General features: G+C 51.3%; 18 protein-coding genes. 13 read left to right on the top strand and 5 right to left on the bottom strand.

Going from position 1 to position 22,746, the window contains the following annotated elements:
* Window positions 1–163 precede the first annotated feature (163 nt).
* The 10 genes from H7849_RS25250 to H7849_RS25205 all read left to right on the top strand — a co-directional run bounded on the left by H7849_RS25250 (window position 164) and on the right by H7849_RS25205 (window position 12,232).
* Complete coding sequence (locus H7849_RS25250) at window positions 164–1,114, top strand: glycosyltransferase family 8 protein (protein ID WP_186743207.1); 951 nt, start codon at window positions 164–166, stop codon at window positions 1,112–1,114.
* Between the two features lie 81 nt (window positions 1,115–1,195).
* The gene (locus tag H7849_RS25245; protein WP_186743206.1) at window positions 1,196–2,326 is read left to right on the top strand and encodes a glycosyltransferase family 4 protein; all 1,131 of its coding nucleotides are present in this window, start codon (window positions 1,196–1,198) and stop codon (window positions 2,324–2,326) included.
* An 86-nt stretch (window positions 2,327–2,412) separates the two neighbouring features.
* Entirely contained in the window at window positions 2,413–4,065 is a 1,653-nt protein-coding gene (locus H7849_RS25240) for a DUF8728 domain-containing protein (RefSeq protein WP_186743205.1), read from the top strand.
* 45 nt (window positions 4,066–4,110) lie between these two features.
* The gene (locus tag H7849_RS25235; RefSeq protein ID WP_186743204.1) at window positions 4,111–4,683 is read left to right on the top strand and encodes a hypothetical protein; all 573 of its coding nucleotides are present in this window, start codon (window positions 4,111–4,113) and stop codon (window positions 4,681–4,683) included.
* 516 nt (window positions 4,684–5,199) lie between these two features.
* Entirely contained in the window at window positions 5,200–6,825 is a 1,626-nt protein-coding gene (locus H7849_RS25230; RefSeq protein WP_186743203.1) for a GumC family protein, read from the top strand.
* Between the two features lie 14 nt (window positions 6,826–6,839).
* Window positions 6,840–7,454, top strand: a complete 615-nt coding sequence (locus H7849_RS25225) for a P-loop NTPase family protein (protein ID WP_186743202.1) — start codon at window positions 6,840–6,842, stop codon at window positions 7,452–7,454.
* 11 nt (window positions 7,455–7,465) lie between these two features.
* Window positions 7,466–8,113: a polysaccharide biosynthesis/export family protein gene (locus H7849_RS25220; protein ID WP_251106482.1), complete on the top strand. Its 648-nt coding sequence runs from the start codon at window positions 7,466–7,468 to the stop codon at window positions 8,111–8,113.
* A 207-nt stretch (window positions 8,114–8,320) separates the two neighbouring features.
* Window positions 8,321–9,685, top strand: coding sequence for an oligosaccharide flippase family protein (locus H7849_RS25215; protein WP_186743201.1), 1,365 nt, complete (start codon window positions 8,321–8,323; stop codon window positions 9,683–9,685).
* Complete coding sequence (locus tag H7849_RS25210) at window positions 9,682–11,145, top strand: O-antigen ligase family protein (protein WP_186743200.1); 1,464 nt, start codon at window positions 9,682–9,684, stop codon at window positions 11,143–11,145. The genes H7849_RS25215 and H7849_RS25210 overlap by 4 nt, the downstream gene beginning before the upstream one ends.
* Before the next feature lie 4 nt (window positions 11,146–11,149).
* On the top strand, window positions 11,150–12,232 hold the full coding sequence (locus H7849_RS25205) for a glycosyltransferase family 4 protein (protein WP_186743199.1): 1,083 nt from the start codon (window positions 11,150–11,152) through the stop codon (window positions 12,230–12,232).
* Between the two features lie 39 nt (window positions 12,233–12,271).
* On the opposite strand, the gene H7849_RS25200 is transcribed toward H7849_RS25205, so the two are convergent.
* Both H7849_RS25200 and H7849_RS25195 read right to left on the bottom strand, forming a co-directional pair.
* Window positions 12,272–13,561: a glycoside hydrolase family protein gene (locus H7849_RS25200; RefSeq protein ID WP_186743198.1), complete on the bottom strand. Its 1,290-nt coding sequence runs from the start codon at window positions 13,559–13,561 to the stop codon at window positions 12,272–12,274.
* Window positions 13,562–13,627: 66 nt separating this feature from the next.
* Window positions 13,628–14,752, bottom strand: a complete 1,125-nt coding sequence (locus tag H7849_RS25195) for a glycosyltransferase family 4 protein (protein WP_251106481.1) — start codon at window positions 14,750–14,752, stop codon at window positions 13,628–13,630.
* A 200-nt stretch (window positions 14,753–14,952) separates the two neighbouring features.
* Here H7849_RS25195 and H7849_RS25190 point away from each other — a divergent pair, with 200 nt between their 5' ends.
* On the top strand, window positions 14,953–16,203 hold the full coding sequence (locus H7849_RS25190) for a glycosyltransferase family 4 protein (RefSeq protein ID WP_186743197.1): 1,251 nt from the start codon (window positions 14,953–14,955) through the stop codon (window positions 16,201–16,203).
* 16 nt (window positions 16,204–16,219) lie between these two features.
* Here H7849_RS25190 and H7849_RS25185 read toward each other — a convergent pair whose 3' ends face one another.
* From H7849_RS25185 to H7849_RS25175, 3 genes are all read right to left on the bottom strand, one after another.
* Window positions 16,220–17,479, bottom strand: a complete 1,260-nt coding sequence (locus H7849_RS25185; protein WP_186743196.1) for a hypothetical protein — start codon at window positions 17,477–17,479, stop codon at window positions 16,220–16,222.
* Between the two features lie 256 nt (window positions 17,480–17,735).
* Window positions 17,736–18,869 (bottom strand): glycosyltransferase, encoded by a 1,134-nt coding sequence (locus H7849_RS25180; protein WP_186743195.1) that lies wholly within the window; start codon window positions 18,867–18,869, stop codon window positions 17,736–17,738.
* Between the two features lie 17 nt (window positions 18,870–18,886).
* Window positions 18,887–20,302, bottom strand: a complete 1,416-nt coding sequence (locus H7849_RS25175) for a sugar transferase (protein WP_186743194.1) — start codon at window positions 20,300–20,302, stop codon at window positions 18,887–18,889.
* Window positions 20,303–21,070: 768 nt separating this feature from the next.
* Between H7849_RS25175 and H7849_RS25170 the strand changes: the two genes are divergently transcribed.
* Together H7849_RS25170 and H7849_RS25165 are read left to right on the top strand one after the other, a co-directional pair.
* The gene (locus H7849_RS25170) at window positions 21,071–22,297 is read left to right on the top strand and encodes a glycosyltransferase family 87 protein (RefSeq protein WP_186743193.1); all 1,227 of its coding nucleotides are present in this window, start codon (window positions 21,071–21,073) and stop codon (window positions 22,295–22,297) included.
* A gap of 118 nt (window positions 22,298–22,415) precedes the next feature.
* Window positions 22,416–22,745, top strand: coding sequence for a PadR family transcriptional regulator (locus H7849_RS25165; protein WP_186743192.1), 330 nt, complete (start codon window positions 22,416–22,418; stop codon window positions 22,743–22,745).
* The last annotated feature ends 1 nt before the right edge of the window (window position 22,746 follow it).

Raw genomic sequence — 22,746 nt, 5'->3', positions numbered from 1 at the left:
ATCCAATAGGTCAAAAACAAAGAGAGTTAGATTGAACGATACAATATTGAATGAACCAGCAAGGTCCGTCCTAATTCGCAAGACAACGTGATTCGCCCTTACAGATTCCGGTTTTGAGGTACATGCTATTGTCACAACGCCTTAGTTTACCGACAGGTACGCCATGACCATACCGGTACTTTTCTGTATCGACGGGGCGTTCTGGCAGCACGTGGCTGTGTCAATCGCTTCCCTGCTGGAGAATAATGCTCGAAACACGTTCCGAATATTTGTGGCTTCCGTATCCGAAATGGATGGGGTAGAAGTTACAAAACTCAAGTCAATGATTGAGCGAAAGGGCAGCTGTCTCGAGACGATCGTCTATTCACAAGCGACAAATTATCACCATCTGCCTACGCATAGCCATCTCACCTTCGCAATGTATTTGCGCCTTTTCATGACCGAATACATAGACCACTCTCTTGATAAGATCCTTTACCTGGACAGCGATATCATCATCTGCTCGGATATTGAGGAACTGTGGTCTTTCTCGTTGGGAGATGCCTATGTCGGAGCAGCGCGCGAACCCTATAACCGGCGGCAGCGTGAGCCTCTTGGCTTTTCTCCAACTGACTTGTACGTCAACTCCGGCGTAATGCTTGTAAATCTCAAGCAATGGCGAGCCGATCAGGTTTTACCTCGCTTGCTTGATTTCGCAGAAAGAAACCAAGCGATTATCCATAGCCCTGACCAGGACACTATCAACAGCGTGTTTCGCGGTCGAATTTGCGATATCGGTTATCAATGGAATTGGCAGGCTCTATTTCCGCGTTTCGCGCCAGCAGAATTGGGTTTGGACCGTGAGACCTTTGCCAGCCTTCGCCTCATGCCGAAATTGGTCCACTACACTTCCAAATACAAGCCCTGGTTTTATCGCTGGCAGCCGCACTACAAGGAGATCTACTACAAGTATCTGGCACAAACTCCTTGGGCGGTTTATGAGCCGCCCGATCGATCCTTCGCAAACTTTCCGCTTCGGTCGATCCGCAGACTTCAACGCGCAATGGAATGGCATTTACCTTCGTTTGCACGTGCGCTCAGGAATTTGAAAGCCGGCTCTGACGCCAGGTCTTGATTGGTGCTGCCAAAGCTTCGGATTTCATCATTCCATGTTTGAAGCATAAAGCGAGCCATATACTCACATACGGAGAAAAGGATGCTTCGTGTCCTGTCCATTCAAAGCGATATCATCGGCAACAGGACGTACGGCTCCATCCTGCGGGACAGTTTCGCCTCCATCTCCGATATTGATCTGGATTCACATTGGTATAACTCGGCTCGCAGCCTGCCCACACGAGTTATCAATAAATTGGCTTCGTTATCTGTTCCCGTCCTTAATGCTGGAGGTAGAAATCTTGACCTTCGGCGCGCTCGTGCCGAATGGTCATACGGAAGAACGAGCCGAATCTTAACGGAACGGCTTCTTCGAACCAACACCTATGATCTGTTGCATTTCCACACGCAGATCCAGGCATACGGTGCGGTTGAGCTGATGAAACGCATTCCAACGATCGTAACAACCGATATGACAGCGTCTCTCGCATCGAAGCAAACGACCACCCTGCATCCGCGGACATATCGGATTAACATTTCGTTTGACAGGAAAGTCTTCGCAGTCGCTGAACATATTGCCGTATTCACGGAGTGGGCTCGACAATCGGTGATTCACGACTACGGCATACACGAAGGAAAAGTAAGCGTCATCCCACCGGGTGCGCGGCTCTCCACCTTTTTGCAGCCCCACTTTGGTGAACGGCGCATTCCTAAGCTCTTGTTTATTGGTGGAGACTTCGAACGAAAAGGCGGCTGGGATGTTCTCGATGTTTTCACAAAATACTTTTCCGATATGGCCGAGCTTCACATCCTCACTAAAGAAAAGCTAAAGATACAGAATAAGAACGTTCATGTGCACTGTGGAGTCCTTCCATATACGCTGCGCTGGCACCAATTAATACGAGATGCAGACATATTGGTAGTACCAAGTTATGCAGAACCATATGGCCTCGTCTTTCAAGAGGCAGCAGGATACGGACTTGCTCTTATTGGTAGCCGAGTCGGAGGCATACCAGAGATTATTGTTGAGCATCAAACTGGATTTCTAGTAGATGCAGGCAGCAGGGAAGATTTGAGGTCTAGAATCGAGTGCTTAGTCGTTGATCCTCAGCGCCTGCTCACAATGAGAAGACGAAGCCTGGAAATCGCAACCGAGCGCTTCGATGCAGAGAAGAATATCTTGAAACTTGCGGAGTGTTTTCGGAGCGTCTATGCAAGACGTTACGCTAACTGATTCCAAATATGTTGCGCGCACGCGCACACAAGTTAGTAGACACTCTTACATTCGGTTGCTAGAGTCTGCCTAAGGACGCAAGCGGGATGGCGCCAACAGACAATTCGATTACTCCTTCTCAATCATCCGTTTGGTGGCTGCAATATCTGCTGCTCCTAATACTCTATTCCGGATGTTTTCTTTTTCTAGCGAGTGCACTGAAAATTCAATTCGGGTTCCCGCTTGACGACTCTTACATTCATCAAACTGTTGCGCGTAATTTCGCTCGTTACGATGTTCTTGGATTCATCCCTGGCAAGCCATCGTCTGGCGCCACAAGTCTGATCTGGGCCTGCATTCAGGCATCGAATTACAAGTTTCTGCACTTCGATCCAGTCAAATTCAACTTCGTGTTTAGTTGGATCATGCTGGCATTGATTGGGCCGCTGCTCTTCACACTTTCGCGAAGAGACGGATTGCCACCTCTTTCCAGTTTCGTATTAGCTGCATCTCCTGCTCTGTGCGGGAATTTCATATGGCTGGGCTTAATTGGCATGGAGCACTTGCTTTTCATCATGCTCGTGCTCGTCTCTATTTACTTCTGGTTTGACCTCGGACCTCATCGCGGCCGTAACGCCGTATTTGCGGGGCTTGGATCTGGCCTGCTCGCGATTACACGGCCAGAAGCGATGGTTTTTGGACCCTTGCTGGCGCTTTCCTCTTTGAAAGTCAAGCGCACCTTTTCTGAGATCACCTCGGCTCTCGCTGTCTGGGCAGTGTTCCTTGTTCTTTTGTTCGGATCAAACTTCTACACATCTCACTCGTTCATGCCCGCTACACTAAAAGGGCGAACATGGCTCTATTTCCATACTAGCGGGGGCCCACACACAGTCCACTCCATGATTCGCTTTCTCGGCGCATGGATTCAGCGGCTACCGCGACAGTTTTCTACAAGATACGTTCAGCAGATACAGAGCCTGCACGAGGTACATGGCAGCTTTGCCTTGTATGGCTTTCTGCTTTTCATCCTGGCCGCCATCGGCGTGTATGCGCTGGTGTCTAAACGCTTGCCGCGCGTGAGCTTTCTACTCTCATGGGCCGTTCTCCACTCGTGTATCTACTTGCTTACATTTCCAACTGGCGGTCATGGCGGCCGCTACCAACCTCTTAATCTTCTGTTACTGTTCCCGTGTCTTTTCTTTGGAGCGCTATGGCTTCTTCAGAGAGTGGCGAGAGGTCAGACTCCATGGACCTCCACCGTTGCCGTCATTGCACTCGTTGTCGCAGGAACTGCGTCCCTTCGCACTTGGCGAATCGTTACGATTGATGGGATCGGGCACATTAACGGGACGCATGGCAAGATGGGAGTGTGGATGTTGCAGAATCTTCCTCCTGACGCAGACGTAGCAGCATTTGATATTGGTCGCATCAGTTACACCTGGAACAGAAGACTGTTGGATCTAGGAGGACTAGTTGATCCTTCTTATGTGCCATATTTGACGTCAGGCCGCATTCCTGAATACCTCGAAGAACATCATGTGCAGTACGTCGTACTGCCGAAAAAAGCAGCGGACGAATTTGGATTTACACACGATCCAGCGTTGACGATGACAAAGCTATCTGAATTCTGCAGCCCATATGATCCCTGGATCATCGGTTTCCGATATACGATCCATGCTATGGAGTGCCAGGAGCTTTATCAGTTGCACTACAATGACAGCGCGGAAAAGCAGCCCGTGGCATCCAATAAGCAGAATTGATTTGGGACGTGTTTACATACTCAATTCCGTGCGAAGGAGGTTTAAATGTACAATCTACGGCCTTTTCGTCTTACGCCTGGATTATTGGTTGCTGGCCTAGCCTTGCTGGTTTCCTACAGCAAAGCTCAGACTACGCGCGTCACACAATCCGGTACCGTCTCTGGCACAATGCCTCAATCCCTTCGCGTTCCGACCGGACTCTCTTTTAAGGTGCGATTGAAAGAGGGCTTGAGTTCTCGCATTGCGACGCCTGGCACTATTTGGACCGGTGTGCTTGCTGAAGATTTTGTGAGTCCCCAGGGTCGAGTCTATGCAGTTGTCGGGACCACAGTAACTGGTGTTGTAGCAACGGTGCAGCCTGCAGTCAACGATCAGCCGGCATCGCTTTCGCTGCGCGCAATGTCGATTGATGGAGTCGAGATATACACCGACAACAGGACCAGGAGCGGACCGGGGCCCTCCCAAGGAGGAGACCTGCTAACAAGCGGCAGCTACAATCTGCGCAACGATCATGCAGGCACAACTGGAGACTCGGGAGGATTCGCTACTTCCGGCGCAAAACAACAGGTAAATCTGGCAGCAGGTTCCCTGCTTACCTTTAGTACAAGCGCTCCTTAACCCTGAAGCAACTTTTCTTCTACGACAATCATCTCGTTGCAGGCGAAGACCGTTTCTGATGATGAGGGATTTAGTTAAGTGACTGCGTCATAGTAAGTTAACAATTACCCCTTGCTACTTTCGTTTCCCCGTGTCAGAATCTAATCAATAAGGGTACTATCGATCCACAAGGTAAAGCTGAGACTTTTAATGCATTACGGCTGATCCCTTTGCTGCTGATCTTCGCCCTTTCCACGAAAGTGGTGAATCTAAGCCACTTCCGCTCGACGCGTTTTTCCTGCCGACTCGTTGTAAAGAAAATGTTACCGGTTTGTAAGAAGTCATTGATACCGGCCGTGAGATGCAACCCTTGAGGCGGCTCGCACGGTCTAAACCATATATCAATCGCTAGCTCTTCTGCCCGGGGACCTTAAGTTGAAAGACTCGGTCATGCATTTGAGATGACGCTGGTGTACCCTCTCGGGTTTCACATCTGACCAGTAACACTTTGGCAACGGAAAGTTAGCGCGAGGATTTATGTCCCACAGTTTAGCGATCGCCAGCCGATCCAATACTTCTGTCGTATCCATCGTAGAGAGCGCATTTCGTCAAAGGCGAGTGTTTCTCTGGGCGTCGTTGGCAACCTTTTTACTGGCCATGCTTTTCATCTTTGGAACGCACAAGAAGTACAGTTCCGAGATGGTGTTATTGATTCAAAATGCACGCGGCAATCAGCCAATTACCGCCGAGCCAACTGCTGCCATGCCTCCACCCAGCGACGTCACCGAAGAGCAGTTGAATTCGCAGGCCCAGGTTCTGCAGAGCCAGGATGTGCTGGACGAAGTGGTTTCGCCGGGATGGCGGAATACTCCTGTTCAAAATCGTAGCCAAGCTGAATTGATGGAACATTTGGGCGCCACTTCGTTCCTTGCAAAGCATCTTGATATTACCCCGACCAAAAAGTCACATTTGATCTCTGTCGAACTCAGAGAACACGATCCCAAAACGGCGACTGATACCATGAACCATTTGCTTGCCGTTTTTCTCTCCAAACAACAGGATCTAACACGTCCCCGCGGGGCTTCAAAGTTCTTCGCGGAAGAAGCGGAAAAATACAAGACGCAGTGGGCCGCAGCTCAGCAGAAGCTCTCCGCCTACCAGCAACAACAATCCATAACTTCGCCGGGCGATCGAGAGACGTGGCTGCAACAGCAACTTGCAGACGCTGAGATGAACTTGCGCAACACGGATGCCCAGGTCGATGAGATGGACAAGCGCATTCTAGCCGACAAAGATGAATTAGGCCGTCTCCCGGCACGACAGAACACCGTGCAGAGAACTCTTCCCGATTCCGGATACATGGATCAAATGAGCACCCTTCTCATCCAATTGCAGAATCAGAGAACTGAGTTGCTCACGAAATATAAACCTGGCGACCGTCTGGTGAAGCAGGTGGAGGATCAAATAGCTTCAACCGAAAAGGCGCTCAACGACGCGCGCTCCAATCACTTTGGAGAAGTCACCACTGATGTCAATCCGACCTGGCAATCGGCGGACCAGAGCTATAACTCGAACAGGGCAGCGATTCAGGGCCTAAAGGCTCGCCGTGCCGCTCTGGCTGCATCGATTGCCAGCTTACAGGATCAGTTGAACAAGGCAGAAGGAGGGGAGACCACTTATAAGTCGCTTCTGCACGATGTAACCGATGCTGAGAATAACTACCAGCTGTACGTGCAGAAACGTGATGCTGCTCAAATCGCAGATGCAATGGACACGCACGAGTTGCTGAATGTGGCAGTTGTGCAGTATCCCACCTATTCACCAACGCCAGTTCACCCAAGACCTCTGATCGATACCGTGCTCGCTGTTCTTAGCTCGCTATTCATCGGCGCATTCGCGGTCTTTCTTGCCGAAAACGGACGACGGACTTTCTCCACACCCTACGAGTTGGAACAAGCCTCGAAGTTTCCTGTTCTGGCGACGGTGCCGCTCGGAGAAGCTGCACCACCGGCGATACTCGATCCAGGCGGGCGGTCTGGTCGCGTGGCGGTTCTAACAACACCGGGCATGCGATCCACTCAACTGACCAAACTAAATTGGGCGAACTTTTTATCGCATTTTGGTTTCAAGGACGGTGAAGACCCCGTTGGTTCGGCGCTCTGATGAAGGGACGAGATATGCAGTCTTATGGCACCATCTTTCAGGGTTTGATTTACAACGTCCTCCAGCAACCTCGAGCTGAATCTGACAAAGGCATCGTACTTTGTTTTACATCTGCTCAATCAGGAGAAGGCGTCACGCACGTGGTGCGCGCACTCTCGAACGAGCTCGGGACGCAGGCTCCGGAGCGCGTCGCTCGCGTGGACCTGGCATATCTCCAGACACGCGCCCTGCCATCTCCAACATCTACGGCGATGATTCTCAGTCCAAGAGCTGACGGGACAATTGAAGAGGAAGAAGAACCCGAGTTTGCATCAGGCAGCCCAGATTTGTCTGTTAATTGGCACGGCAGTCGGCAAATCCGCCAGGACAGTATTGATAAGCTCAGATCGCACTTCGACTATGTGCTGATCGATTGTCCATCGCTGAGAATCAGTGGAGATGTCCTGGGCATAGCATCGCTGGTAGACGGTGTTTTCCTCGTCGTCGAAGCAAATCGTACGCAGGCTCACCAGGTGCTGCATGCCGAACGTCAGATTCAGGCTGCAGGCGGCGTCATTTACGGCCACATTCTCAATAAACGGAAATACTTTGTTCCTCAATGGATCTATCGACGACTAGCGGCGAACTAAGGGGGTAAGTCATGAAAATGAAAGGTATCGGACTGTTGCTCGCTACGTTATTGATTGCGTCTATTGTGCATGCCGATGATCAGTTGCATAAGCGACCGCGTTATACCCTACACGTGGGAGATGTCGTCGATCTTAGTTATCGATTGACGCCTGAGTACAATCAATCGGTCACAATTCAGCCTGACGGCTATGCCAGCCTCAATGTTGCCGGAGATGTTCATCTGGAAGGTTTGACCCTCGACGAGGCGCACGATCTGATTATCAAAAAGGACTCCGAACGACTGAATGATCCGGAACTGAATCTGATTTTGAGCAGCTTTCAGCGACCCTATGTCATCGTTGGCGGTGAAGTGCTCCAGCCTGGCAGAATTGATCTCCGCGAGAACATGACTGCGATGCAGGCAGTCATGATGGCAGGAGGGTTCAAGCTAAGTGCCAAGGACACCAAAATTGTGGTCTTCCGCCATATCAATGCTGACATGGGTGAAGTTCGTGAACTCAACCTACACAACATCAACAAGACGGCAAAACTGGAGCAAGATATGGTGCTCCAGCCCGGAGATATGCTGCTTGTGCCCGCCAACAAGATGGAGCATTTTGCACGTTATATGCATGCGTTCTCGTTCAGCTCAAGTTTTGCACCTTCAAGTGTTTTCTGAGGCGACTACACGGCGGAATTTGAGTAGGGCCAGCACGGACTGCGACGTTTCGATTACATGTTTCCAGATTTCAAACCGGACAGGCGGCTCTGTGCGCGATCTATGCCATCCAAGAGTGAATCGCGTGGGCTTTGCCAGAATCTTCTCTAAGGGAGAGCGCAGACGTTCCGCAAAGCGTAGTGTTATTGGAGGAGGAAGGACCGCCGCATGAGCACAGCGGAGGTAAATGTTGCTCCGAACCCCGCATGGAATGATCCCGCGCCAGCGTCCCGGCAACGAGGCGCCCACGCGATAGCCCAGACGATCGGCAGTAAGATCCTGATTCAGGCTATCAACGCCGGTACGGGTATCATTACCGCGCGCGCGTTGATGCCGGCGGGCCGTGGTCAGCTCGCGGCAATGATTCTTTGGTCCCAGTTTCTTTCTTATCTTTCGTCGCTAGGTATACCTAGCTCTCTGGTTCACGCCTATCGGCGTCATCCGGAAAAGCGCTACGATATTGTCGCCACTGGGCTTCTGATGAGCTTGGGTACAGGCATTCTTGTAACTTTGATCGGAGTAGTCTTCTTACCTCACTGGATGCAGCGATACCCTGCGCCGGTCATCCGCTACGCCCAGTGGTTTTTGATTATCACTCCGATTTGCTCTCTTACTTACACAGGAAAATCGATTCTAGAGGCCGCAGGATCCTTCACCTCCTCCAACTTAATGCAGATCCTTACGCCCGTAGCCACGATCATTCCATTGATTGTGCTCGCTCTGTTTCATGCGCTTACACCGTTTAATTCCGCACTTTGTTATGTAGTAGCAGCAATCCCTCCGTTCTACTACCTCATGCTTCAGGTACGCCCATACGTCCATGGGCTGAAGCCGAGTCTGGACATCGGCAAGCTTCTTCTTAGTTTCGGCGTCCGCTCGTATGGCATTGATATTCTTGGCACACTTGCATTCCAGGTCGACCAGGTTTTAGTCGTAAACCTGCTAACACCGGCAGAGATGGGCTCATACGTTGTCATTTTGAGTCTTACCCGCACACTCAATGTTTTCCAGAACTCAGTTGTGAGTGTGCTTTTCCCAAAGGCTTCCGGACTTCCGAAAGAATCAGTCCTCAAGATGAGTGAGAAGTCGGCGCGTGTCAGCATGTTGGTGACTTCGTTCTTTGCTGTCGTGGTTTATATCTTCGGCCCGATTCTTCTTAGAGTGCTCTACGGCAAAGCCTACATGGGTGCGCTGAACGCGTTCCGCATCCTACTGATAGAAGTCACCCTCTCTGGCTGTGTTTTTGTATTGGCGCAGGCATTTATGGCGCTGGGCCGACCAGGTATTGTTACTTTCCTCCAAGGAACCGGCCTCTCATTGAGTATTCCCCTCATGCTCGTACTCATTCCCAGATGGCACATTCTGGGAGCAGTGGTCGCTCTCCTGGCCTCCACAATCGCGCGTCTGATTTTTGTTTTCCTGGGATTTCGATTGTTCCTGAAAGCACCTCTGCCTGATCTCATGCCGCGCCTGCGTGATTTCGAAGAGCTACGAGCAATGTTTCGCCGGCGCCGCGCAGCGGAGGCAGCATGACACTGCATCGCAGCAATCTTCCGGATCAATTAGGAAGCCCGGAAAAGAAAGCGCGCGTGACATGGGTCTTTCTCGTCTTCATTTTGACAAATGCTCTGGTGGCTTTTTCGCCGCTCGCTCGTGCTGCGATCGTCTTTTATCCAGCTTCGTGTTTTCTGGTTAGCCTGTTTGTTATCAGGCGTTCCAAGCCGGCATATACTGCCTTTATCTGCTGGCTCTGGCTTCTCACGCCATTTGTTCGCAGGGTTGTTGAATGGCGCGCCGGAGGCACCCTAAACCTCATCCTTCTTGCGCCTTATGTTTCGATCGGCGTCGCCGCACTCTTTCTAGTACCAAAGCTATCTCAAGTCTTGACGCGGCGAACGATGCCTTTGCTCTTTGCCCTGGCTGCGGTTTGCTATGGAGTTTTCGTCGGGATTCTCCATCTCACCTTCACCGGACTTCCGCAGGCGGTCATCGCTTGGGCAATGCCTCCACTTTTCGCACTCTTTCTCTTTGGTGAACGTTCGGAGCACGAGTCCATCTATAAAAGCTTTGAAATGGCAATGGTCATCGGCCTCTTCGTGATCGGCGCATATGGAATCTATCAGTTTTTCATGCTGCCGGAGTGGGACGCGCAATGGATGATCCAATCCGATCTCCAATCCATCGGGTTACCGGAACCATTTCAAGTGCGTGTCTTCAGCACAATGAATTCTCCGCAGGTGTTTGCCGCATTTTGCGCTGCTGGATTGCTGGTCGCACTGCGATCACATTTGAAGATCCGCTATCTTGCAATTCCCGCCGGCTTCATCTCGCTGGTGCTATCTCTTAGTCGAACAGCCTGGATGGGGCTGACTGTCGGAGTTCTTTATCTCTTCTGCTTGATGCCCAACCGCCAGCGCATTCGCATTGTGGCCGCGGTTGGTTGCTGCCTTATCGTTTCATTCGTCGCGCTGCAGGTGCCAGAAGTCAATACGATCGTGATGATGCGTTTCAATTCACTTGCCGATCCTCAACATGACAGCAGTTATGAAGCTCGGATGCACGATTACAACACCGTGGTCCAAACCATGATCGACAATCCATTCGGCCACGGGCTTTCAGCCGACGCGGGCAGCGGCGACCAGTCGGCGCCGCCTGGCGCAATATCGCAACAAGACAGCAGCATCACGGCTTCGCTCTTTTCGCTCGGGTTATTGGGGACAACAATCTTCGGCCTTGGCCTTCTATTGCTTGGCTTTGGCATTTTCAGTACACGAGGCACTTCCGGCGCGCTGATTGGGGCCAAGGCCACATTGTTAGCGATCGCAATAGAGGCTCCGTTTAACAACGTCATCTCCGGGCCCGTCGGGTTTCTTCTCTGGTGCTGTATTGGGCTTTGTATTGCCGAGTGCGAAACGGTGAATGCGCTCGATCTGAATCATGACCCAGGCACCGCTCAGGCTTCGGTATCTCCGCCTGCGGCCATTGCAAGCTAATCCCATGCGCATCCTACACGTGATGAATCACGTTTCCGATCGCGGAAACGGAATCGTTAATCTCGCTGTTGATCTCGCTATAGAACAGCGCAAAGCAGGACACCTCGTCACGTTTGCCAGTGGTCACGGCGGATATGAGCCGCTGCTCCAGCAATATGGAATTACCTTTTACCATCTCGACCAAACACGCTCGCCCAAACAATTGTTCGCGGCTTGCATGGAATTCCGAAGAATTCTTGCTGAATTTGAGCCGGAGATTATCCACGCTCATATGCGCGTTGGCCTGCTGATCTCCTGGTTGTGGTCGCGGGCGAGGCACATACCCCTCGTAGCGCACCTGCACAATGTACACGACAAGGCTTCGATCCTCATGGGGCTCGCTGACCGCATCATCGCAGTCAGCCAATCTGTCAGCAAATCCATGCAGAAGCAGGGCATACGCCAGTCAAAGCTACGTGTGGTTCTCAATGGCACCTTGAATGGTGCTCGTGCCACTCAGGAAGGAGCAGTTGCGCCAGCAAGGTTGCAGCGCCCGGCAATCACAACAGTAGCCGGCATGAACCATCGGAAAGGCATCCATGAGTTGATCGCTGCGTTCAACATGATTGCCGGGGATTTTGTCGACTCGCATCTATATCTTGTAGGAGACGGACCGGAACGCAAGCTATTTGAACAGTTGGCAGCAGAATCACCCTTTCGCGATCGTATCCATTTCGAGGGCTTTCAAAGCAGACCCCAAGCGTATCTTCTCTCGTCGGATATTTTCGTTCTCGCTTCCAGGCGCGAGTCGTTCGGCCTCGTTCTCTCCGAGGCCCGCCAAGCCGGCTGCGCGATCATCGCCACGAACGTCGATGGCATTCCTGAAGCATTGGAGGACGGCAAAGCAGGAATGCTCGTCCCTCCGCGCGATCCCCGAGCGCTTGCAAACGCCCTACGTTTGCTGCTTGACAATGATGAACTCCGCCGCGACTGGCAAAACAGAGCGCGACAAAACACTGAGGTATTTACAACTGCTCGCATGGCTGAGGAAGTGGAAAACGTCTATCTCGAATTGACTCCGGCGACCGCAATCAAGATGTCGTTATGAAACTCCTGCTTACCCGCAGCCTCGGGTTGAGCGCTTTCCTTACGGCAACATCTCAAGAACAAGTACGTGATCTGGAATATTCACGTCGACCTTTGCCGCTTTGCTCCACTGCTGGATTGGGCTGGCACTTTCCATCGGGTTGTAGAGATTGATGTGCCGGAAAGCCTTTGGAAAAGAGATGCTCTCATGTACAGCCTGCACGACCAGATCGGTTTGCGTCTTGGTATCGTAGCTTGGGACCTCCTGCCAGATGGCAAGGTAGTACGCACCATTGCGCTTGCGAAGCAGTGTATGCGCGAGGTTTGGTGATTCATCGCTGATCTGATAAGAAAGCATACCGGCGCTCGCAGGACCGCCAGAGTTGTCCCGCAGGATCGAAATCAGATTTCGCATGGCCACAAACGCAGGCTTGGGAGTGCCATCATAGCGAACCAATCCAAAGTGAAACTCCTGATTTGTTTGGGCCGGGTCATTGCCTTCGTCAAAAAATTCGTAGAGATATGTTTTTTCGATTCCGGCGTTGAACGACTGAAAATATAGCCGTGGAATATATTTCGCGCCAGCCGCTTCGGATATTGGAGGCTGCGAGCCATGATTATTCATGGCATTGTGATAACCGGTCTCCGTCACAATCAGCGGTTTCTGTCCGTACATCGCTGTTGCCTGCTGCGCCTGTTTGGCGTACAAGCTATCCGGCATGCCGCCAGCAGCGTATGTGTGCAGATTGCCGCGCGTGACAAACTCTGAGATGTCCCCAACTCGCTGCGCATTCTTTACGAACGCCATGGATGGACCGACAAAATTCAGTTCTGTGGCGGCGGGAACCTGCTTAGCTGCTGTAAATAGAGCTTGCTGATAGTTGTGAGCAACGTCAATCCATGCAGGCTTCTTGCTGATATCAAGTTCGTTTGGCCCTTCGATGCTTTCTACCGATCCACCAGCCAAGTCGAGCAATTTGCTGATTTGTTCCGGGCTGGGCTGCTTGATCGATCCTCGCGGATCGAAACACATATCGAACTTAACCCCAAAGCTTGCCAGTGTCTTCCATCGCCCGTAAACGAGCCGATTGTAAGCGTCGTTTTGCAGCACCGCACCGTCGCGGACGTGACGTATCCCAGACTCTTCAAGCCGCTGCTTAAGCAAATCAAAATTTCCGTAGAGCCGGTCGAAATAATTGATATGCGTATTAACGCCGATACTGTCGACAAAAGTCTGCGTGTCCTTTGCTTGCTCCGTTTCAAGTGCAAGGCATGGTCTGGTCAGTAGCAGAACCGTGAAAACGGCGCATGCAGCGATAAAGCATGCTGAAGGATTTAGAACTCGACGCATATACACCTCCCGCGTGTGACGATGAGCGAAGTCGGTCGATTAAAGTTGGAAATCGGCATTATTAGCCTAAAGTACTTCTCTATAAACAGCCGCGGTCCGCATTGCCATTAGACTCGCATTGAAGTGTTCCGCGGCGTAGGACCTGCACGCTTGTTCAGACGGTAATAACTCCGGGTGGGATAACTGCGTCAGCAGATGTTGTTCCAAGTCTTCCTGCTTTGAGGACGGAAAAATAAGATTCTCAGAGAGTGGCGCAACCACTTCCGGCAAACCACCGACAGGCGTCACAATCGAAGGCGTTCCCGCTGCTAGTGCCTCTGCTGCTACAAGACCAAAGCCCTCCAGGGCCAGCGTTGGAACAATATTCATATCCGCAGCCCGATATAGCAATGGCAGCGTGGTGTCCGGCACATAACCCAGGAGCTTTACATGTTGGTGCAGGCCTGACTCCTCTATCTGTGCCTGCAGTGCCTCACGCAATCGCCCTTTCCCCGCGATATAGAGAATCGTGTCGGGATATTCTTTCGTTACGCGCTGCATGGCAGCAACTAATGTTCCCAACCCCATGCGATTCGCCAATCGTCTGACCGAAACGAGGATTCTTCTGTCCTTCGGCCAGTCGAGAGTCTCTCTTGCCTGCTGACGACTCTCGCTTACCGCAAATCGTTCCAGATCCACTGCTCCGGGAATGATGCGAACAATAGCTTCCGGTACTCCATAGGATCGTGTGGCCAAATCTGCGAATGCGCGCGACAGTACGATCACGCGAGCCGCTTTGCTATACACCGTCTCTTCAACCCAATGTTTCACCGCCGCTGTTACCTTGTCTGCGCCTTCTTCGCGGGATTCATCAGACCATGGCCCATGAAAATGCACGACGTGGGTTGAACGCTTCAACCTGTCCAGTGCGGGGAACGTATACAAGGCAAAATGTGAAGCAACAATCTGCGGTTGCTTCTCGTTTATGATTTGAGTAATAGTTTTACGCGCTCCCAGCATGCGGCTCCAAGTCGAAGACGCACCAGGCGCAACGTTCAGAATTTTTCCGCCGGTTACCTCTGCTACGTTTGGCGGAGCAGAAACTGCGCCCAAAACGTCAATACCTTGAGCTGGAAGATATTTGGCAAGATCAGCAGTGACGCGACCGGAACCGCCAGCACCCTCCGTGGCCCAGGAGATAGCAATGTGCAAGGATGAAATTCTAGATGATGCGGAATGATTCACCAGATGTTCCCTTGCCTGGCTAGTAGGATTTCTATGTCAGTGTAGCGCACGGTTTTACTAGATTTGATGCGCATAAACGCTAGTCCACTGCCTTTTCATTACTTTTCTTTATTCGTGAAAGAAGCATCCATTACTTTGTGAGCAGCAGGAGATTTGCCTCGTTTTCCATGAACGTACAAACAAGATCAGACGACCACCCGCAACACCGGGAACTTGCGCAGATCTCTCCGCGAGGGCGTACTCCCGTCTCGCCGACACGCGTTTTGCTCTTCGACCATACCGCTCAGTTAGGCGGTGGCGAGATTGCCCTTCTGGACTTAATCCAATTTTTCGATCGTTCTCGCGTTATGCCGATTGTCCTGCTTGGCGCAGATGGCCCACTCGCGGATCGGCTTCGAGGCATTGCCGAGCTCCATATTCTGGAGATTAGTCCTGATGTTTTGCACACGCGCAAGGATACTCTTGGCTCATCTAGCATTGTTCAACTGAAGACCGCTTTCAATATCCTTGCATACGTGTTGCGTCTGATTGACTTCATTCACACGCACAACATCGAGCTCATCCACACCAACTCGCTTAAGGCTGACATACTGGGCGGAATAGCCGGCAAACTCACGCAGACGCCAGTTATCTGGCATATGCGCGACCGCATCACAGAAGATTATTTGCCAAAGCCGGCCGTACATGTGATGCGTAAATTGTGCAGGCTCATTCCCGACTTCATCATCGGAAATTCAGCCGCTACGATCGAGACGTTGCAACTGAAGGGAGTTCGGCCAAGCATGGCCGTCGCTTCCGGAGTAGACATCCGTGCATACGAACAGCCTGGATCATCGCCTCTAAAAACTTCGAATACCAACCACAAGGTAAGGATCGGCTTAGTAGGCCGCATCTGCCCCTGGAAAGGCCAGCACATCTTTCTGCAGGCTGCAGCTGACGTTCTTAAACGATTCCCTGAAACGCACTTCCAGATCATTGGGGCGGCGCTCTTCAAAGAGCAGCAATACGAACTGGAAATGCACGAGCTCTCGAGAACACTAGGAATCGGACAGGCCGTAGAGTTCACCGGTTTTCGTAATGATGTAGCCGACCTTATCTGTAAGCTGGATATTCTGGTTCACGCATCCACAACTGGTGAACCGTTTGGGCAAGTCATTGTGCAGGGGATGGCGGCTGGCAAGCCTGTCGTGGCCACGAATGGCGGCGGCGTGCCGGAAATCGTAGTACACGGCACGACGGGATTATTGGTTCCGATGGCCGACGCCTCGGCCCTAAGTTCGGCGATCTGCACACTCTTGGAGGCTCCGCAGACAGCGGAGTCAATGGGGGCGGCTGGTAGAGAGCGTGTCCTTGGACACTTCACCATCCAGCAGAGTGCACGAAAAGTAGAAGTCGCATACGCTCAGGTGCTGGCCTGAGAGCGTGTAATTCGAATCAATTCGTCGGAACGATCTTCAATAGAATTACGCTCGGCGTGAGTTGAACATCGTATGCATACGAATTATTCACCTTGGTGTTAGTGAGCATCCCTGCAGAGTCAATGGAGAAATTGCCATGAACTGCGTGACCAGCATCCAGCGTCACAGTAACCTTTTGCGGGGTGACGCTCATCGACTCGTTGGTTGCCGGGTTATAGATCGGCAGGTTTAGCCACAACGCAAGGTAGAATGTCCCATCTTGCTTTTGCATCAATAAGTGATGCACATTTGCCGTCGAGCCGCTTAGCGAATATTGTAGCTTCCCAGGTGCAAAGGATGCTCCCTTATCGACAAGAACACTCGTTAACGATTGAAGTGCAGTATAGGAAGACTTGGGCTGCAACGTATTCGTCATCAATCCCAACTCGGGAGATGAAGGTTCGTCCATCAACTCATACATATATGTTCTCTTAATGCCGTGCGTCATCATCTCGAAGATAGTTTGAATCGTGTAGAAGGATGCAACACTGTTTGGCACGGTATACGGAGTCGTAGTCGTAGGGAGTTGATTATAGCCACTCTCTGTAACGTAGGAGGCCACGCCGGATGCCGATATATTTGCATTATCGAGCCACCATGGAATGCTTCCATAGGAGTGCCCTTCTGCATTCACAGATCCCCAGCCATTGGTACCCGGATTTCTCCCGCCGAAGTAGATATGGAGATTGGTGTAGTTGATATATTGCGAGATATCCCCAAGTTGGCCGTAGGATTTTTCCTGGAACAAAGACGGCCCAAGGACTGGGACATGCAACGCAGCGCCCGCTTGCCCTAGAGTCGGCAGAAAACTGGCAAGCAACGTCTCCCAGTTGCTACCTCCGTTTAGATCGATCTCATTCGGTCCTTCGATGCTCTCCATATCTCCGACAAGCGATTGAAACGATTCGAGGTCCGAGACCGTCGTCAACGAATTATAGGCAACGACATAGTCTGTACCAATACCGGCAGCATGAACTGCCTGATGAATCTTATACATTTGATTACCAGCCGGCCAGTAATGATAGCCATCGCGGATATGGCGAATGCCAGCGGCGCTAATCGCGGAGATAGCCTGTGGATATTTCTGGTAGTAATAGGTATTCGTGTAGGCAAAGTGAGAATTCACCCCAATTGAATCAACAAGATCATCGGCCCTGATCGCTTGCTCTTGTGCGGTTGATGCACCTACCGCCAGGAAGATAAACACCAATAGGGTGGTGAGTCCGCGGATCACCATATAGCAATTTCCTCCAATAACATTTGTCCTGGATGCAATTGAAGGCTATCACCAAGTTTTTCGTAGCGGTAGATTACTTAAGTCGGAAAAGTGACATGTTATAAGTGCCGGACTGAAGATATTGACTAGACCACTGTCGCCCAGCGTGACAGACCAAGACAGCGGCAAAAGGCTTGCGACTTGTGACGGTCTTGCGTTCAATTCGACAGTTCTATTCATTAGGTCTCGCATCTATTGAGTGCAGAGGACAATCCTGCTATGCCGTTTTTTCTCCGAAACCAAGCGCAAAGGGCGTGGATTCATCGAGGTGCGCCCCGATTCGCGATAGAAACGCATGCATGCGTGTTTGGAATACTTCCACGCTGAACCCTCTGGCGTGGTTGCGAAGAAGGCGTTCAGACCATCTCAATCTTTCAAAATGTTCGATTGCGGACGCTACGTATTCAGGCTCCTGACGATCGAAGAATACCCCCGTTTCATCTTCGACGATTGTCTCCATAGCGCCTCCGGCGCGGAACGCGATTGTCGGTCGGCCCGCCGCAGCGATTTCGAGCGGCGCCATACCGAAGTCTTCTTCACCCGGAAAAATAAGCGCGAGACAACGCGCGGCGTGATACTGAACCTCGCGATCCGGCAACCGGCCGAGAAAAGTGACCGTTGGACCCGCCAGGGCAGAAAGGCGTGCACGGTCGGGACCATCGCCTATGATTAGCAGCTTCCGCCCTAAGAGGTTGCAAGCGGCAATTGCGAGATCGATGCGCTTGTAGGAAATCAATCGCGAAAGAACAAGGTAGTAATCTCCCTGCTCATTGGATATACCGAAGCGACTGATATCAATCGGAGGATGGATGACCTCGGCATGACGGCCATAGGCTCGTGCGATTCTCGCGGCGACGGCGCGCGAATTCGCAATGAAGTGGTCGGGTTGTCGCGAAGCGCCAATATCCCAGTCGCGTAGTCCGCGAATCATGCCGCGAAGCATGAGTCGATGCGCAGCGCTGAAGGCTTCCCGCTCTGAATAACGATCGAACCCCCAAACCCAACGCATGGGAGTGTGACAGTAGCAGATATGAAGGGCATCCCTGCTCGTACGCACTCCTTTGACATACCCGGAAGAACTGGAAATCACCAGGTCATATTGAGATAGATTGAGTGAACGAACCGCCAGTGGGTAGAGAAGGAAATAAAGCCGGTAATAGTCCTTTAGGCGCGGAAGATGCTGCATCCATGATGTTTTAATCGGAACATGCGCAAGGCTCGTCGGCATACAATCTGCCAACGCAACCGTCGAATGCAGCGTGGCCTGTGGCATCATGCGCATAATTTCTTCAGCCACTTTCTCTGCGCCGCCCAATTGCGTGAAATAGTCGTGCACAACTGCAATTCGCATCAGACCTCCTGTGCCGCTTAAGCTGAACCCGAACGCTTTAATACCGCGGGCACGGTGCGGGCAAGAATTTTGAGATCAAGAGCAAGAGACCACTCATCCAGGTATGCGAAATCCAAGGTTATCCACTGCTCAAAATTGAGAGAACTCCGGCCTGACACCTGCCAGATACCCGTGATCCCGGGTCGCACGCTGAAGCGCCGCATCAGTTGCGCTTCTGTGAAACGTGAGACATCTCTGATGCTCATCGGCCGCGGTCCCACCAGCGACATATCCCCCACCAGTACATTCCATAATTGGGGAAGCTCATCGAGCGAAGTACTCCGGAGGAATTTTCCGAGAGGCGTAATACGAGGATCGTTTTTGATTTTGAAGATCGGGCCGTTCGCCTCGTTCTGACTTTCCAGGGAGGCCATCAAGTCAGGTGCGTTCGACACCATGCTTCGGAATTTCCACATCGGGAAAAGTCTGCGCCGGTAGCCGTATCGCTTTTGAACAAAGAATATTGGCCCTGGACCGGTAAGTTTGATTGCAATGGCAATAGCCGCAAAGATCGGTAGAACGAGTATCAGGCCAATACCCGCCGCTACAACATCGAATGCACGCTTTACGCTTTCGGCAGTGATCAACCTTTCATCTTTAGGAATGAGCTCAGTAAAGAGCGGCGCGCGAGCACGAAGAGTCTTGCTGAAACTGAGACCATATGTGTCATTTAGTGTAAGGACACGGACGCCAACGGCCTCGGCGATGGAGACCGCTCGCTGGGCCAGATCGTAGCAGGATCGCATGGGCACTGCGATGATGAGTTCGTCAACGACATGATGTAAAAGGAACTCCGAAAGCCGATCTATGTCACAGACATAACTCGCCTCTAACTCAGCCGGCAACAGATGGGGATCCCGATCATCGACGAATCCAATCAGACGCTTGCTCCCGTGATATCGAACACGCAATTCCTTCCAGGCTTTGATTGCGCGACGTCCGCTGCCGAGAATTAATACCTGCTCAAATTCACGTTGTGTTGAGCGCAGACCGCGATTGGTAATCGCGAGGCGGACGAGTTGGTAAACACATATCGAAATGAAGAATTCCAGCAGTATGATCGCGATAGGGCTTGGGGACTTACGAAGCAGGAGGTAGACTGCCACAAAGGTGGTCATGATTCCACAGGATGTTACCGCCTTGAATCCTGCACGAAGCCAGTCAGTAAAATCGCCTCGATACATGCCGAGAGCGCTTGAACATTTCGTACTAAGAACAACGAACACAATCGCAAAAATTGCGTTGAGCAACGTAACCCGCATCTCGAGAAAATCCTCGAGCGTTCCGGATGCCATGTATAACTGGTTTGCCCACACGACGGCAAACACAGCCAACATGAGGGATATAAGGCCGTCGACCGCAACAGTAAGCGTCCTGGGCTTCTGCTGTCTCATAGGCATCCTCCGCAAATAAAGAGAGCATTGCGCATTCGGTATGCGCTCAATGAAGAAACCTACTCGTTCAGGTTTTTCAGTTTTGTTTACCCAGCGATCTAATTCGGACCTCAACAGATGCGATTTCAATTAGTCAACTAGTCAACGCAGTCGGGCTCAAGGTTTTTGACAGCGTGTGCATCGACTCTCTGTTGCTCTAGAGTCCCCTCGCTCGTATATTTTGAGAGCGTATGCGAAACCGAGCGGTTGCAGTTGTTACTTTCAGGTTCTAGCTTAGATGGATGTCGGAGTCAGCATGACAAACATAACTGCTGCTCGCTTACTTTTCTATTTCTATATCGTAAATGAATGCGTCGTCACAGTATGTATGTTTATTTAAGATGCGGTAGTGACGATAAAGTTGCTCCAACCATAGCACAGTTGCTTTTGTTGAGACTACGACAAACTCCCTACTGTTACAGTAATTTACGCTACATTTACAGAAATTTTTACCACCTCGCAACCTCTATAACTCCTATGCATGGGGCAAAAAAGTAATTCGTATCGTGAAATATATACATCTTTGGCTGCAAGATTGCCTTGCTAATCGCCAATCAAGTAACATACTAGCAACTGGAATTCCCTTCATGGCTATTCTATTTATTTATGCGTACGATAATATTTGCCAATAGCGACTATCTTTCAATCGGCGGATCCCTTGCGATCACTTAACCATCTCGTCTAGGGTGCCTATAATTCGGCATGCGCAGAATTCCCGTCATTTGGCGCGTGATTCTTCTTGCGTTGATCATTGAAGGTGTGTTGGTCGGACTATATGGCCCACGCGGGCATGAGGCGCTCAATATCCCCACGGTCTATCATGCGCTGCGTATCAAACCGACCGGCATAGATTCAACCCGCTGGATGTCACTTGCTGATGCCGCTTTTCAAGCAGGAAATCATCGAATTTACCCAACATTGTTTTTTGTACAGCATGAAAAATATCTTTACCCTCCTTCAGCGCTCTTTGTAATGGAGTTCCTCCAGCAGGCACCCTCCAGCACATGGAAAGTTGTGATGACACTAAGTTGGCTTGGCTGTTTGAGTGTGGGGCTATTCCTGTGGCGAGCGATCCGCGGGAACTTCACCTTGACCGATACTGTCGCCGTGCTTCTCTTAGGTGTGTTATTTCGCCCCATTGGAATGGCCCTGGCAGAAGGCCAGGTACAACTTCTGATCACGGCTTTGTTTGGCCTCAGCCTTTTATTCTGGGCACATCACCGCCGACTCGGCTCGGGGGCTTCGCTGTCGCTTACTTGTGTCTTCAAACCGCAGTTGAGTTGCTTTCTTCTGTGGGGAACACTACGTCGCCAGTGGCGCTTCACGGTGGGCTTCACAGCCATCATCACATTCGTCCTGGCAGCATCCGTCAGACATTTCGGGTTGCAAAATCACGTGGATTACGTGCGGGTGCTAAGTTATCTCAGTCATCATGGTGAGGCCTACTATCCGAATCAAAGCTTAAACGGAGTTCTCAATCGCCTTCTTCATAATGGTGACGCCAGCACCTGGAGCTTTTACTCATATCCGCCGTACCATCCATTCATTTATGTCACTGGCGTTCTATTTTCTCTCGTTTGCATAATCGCGGGAATATGGATTCCCTTACGATATCGCTGGCAGGCGACACTGGCGGATTTGCTGTTCTTCGGTTGCCTTGCTGTGATGATCTCACCGATAGCGTGGCCTCATCATTATGGGGGAGATTACTTCCTTTTCGTTTACCTGATGGCCAAACATGAGCGGCTTTTTACCGGGAACAAGTGGTTGTGGCTGGCGCTCTCTTACATCGCGATGTTTGAGCGATTTCCTCGACTCGATCGTTATCTTTATGGTCTTCCCAGTTTGGTTGGCGATTACCTCTTCTTTGGCGCAATCCTTGCGCTGACGCTTCTCGTTGTGGCTGAGAGCTACAGCCACACTCTTCCGCAAGCTTCTATTGGAGTCCAGAGCTAGCACTGGAAGCAAAGCATCACACGCTTCTTTAAGGCGCCTTCAGTCGCCTCCGCGGACAAGCACAGAATCGAGCTCATTTGACAATGACACTGAGATGTCTATATATAGATGTCTCAGTATGCCGAAGACCGATTCGCTGCAGGGTTCGCTTGATTTGCTTGTGCTGAAAATTCTTTCGCGCAGACCGCGTTTACATGGCTACGCGATCATGTCCGCGATTGGTGAAATGTCCGCCGACGTGCTGCGTGCAGAGGAAGGCTCGCTCTATCCAGCATTGCATCGGATGGAAGAGGCCGGCTGGATTCGCGCGGAGTGGGTAACTAAAGATAACGGTCGGCGAGCGCGTGTCTACGAACTCACTGCGGCGGGGAAAAGGCAACTTGTCGCTGAGGAATCGCGTTGGGTGACGGTGACTTCTGCGGTGAATCGCATTTTGAGGACGGTGTGAT

Source organism: Alloacidobacterium dinghuense (assembly GCF_014274465.1).
In the GTDB taxonomy this organism is placed as follows: domain Bacteria; phylum Acidobacteriota; class Terriglobia; order Terriglobales; family Acidobacteriaceae; genus Alloacidobacterium; species Alloacidobacterium dinghuense.
The sequence above is the reverse complement of the archived record's forward strand: the minus strand, read 5'-3'. Positions and strand labels throughout refer to the sequence as shown.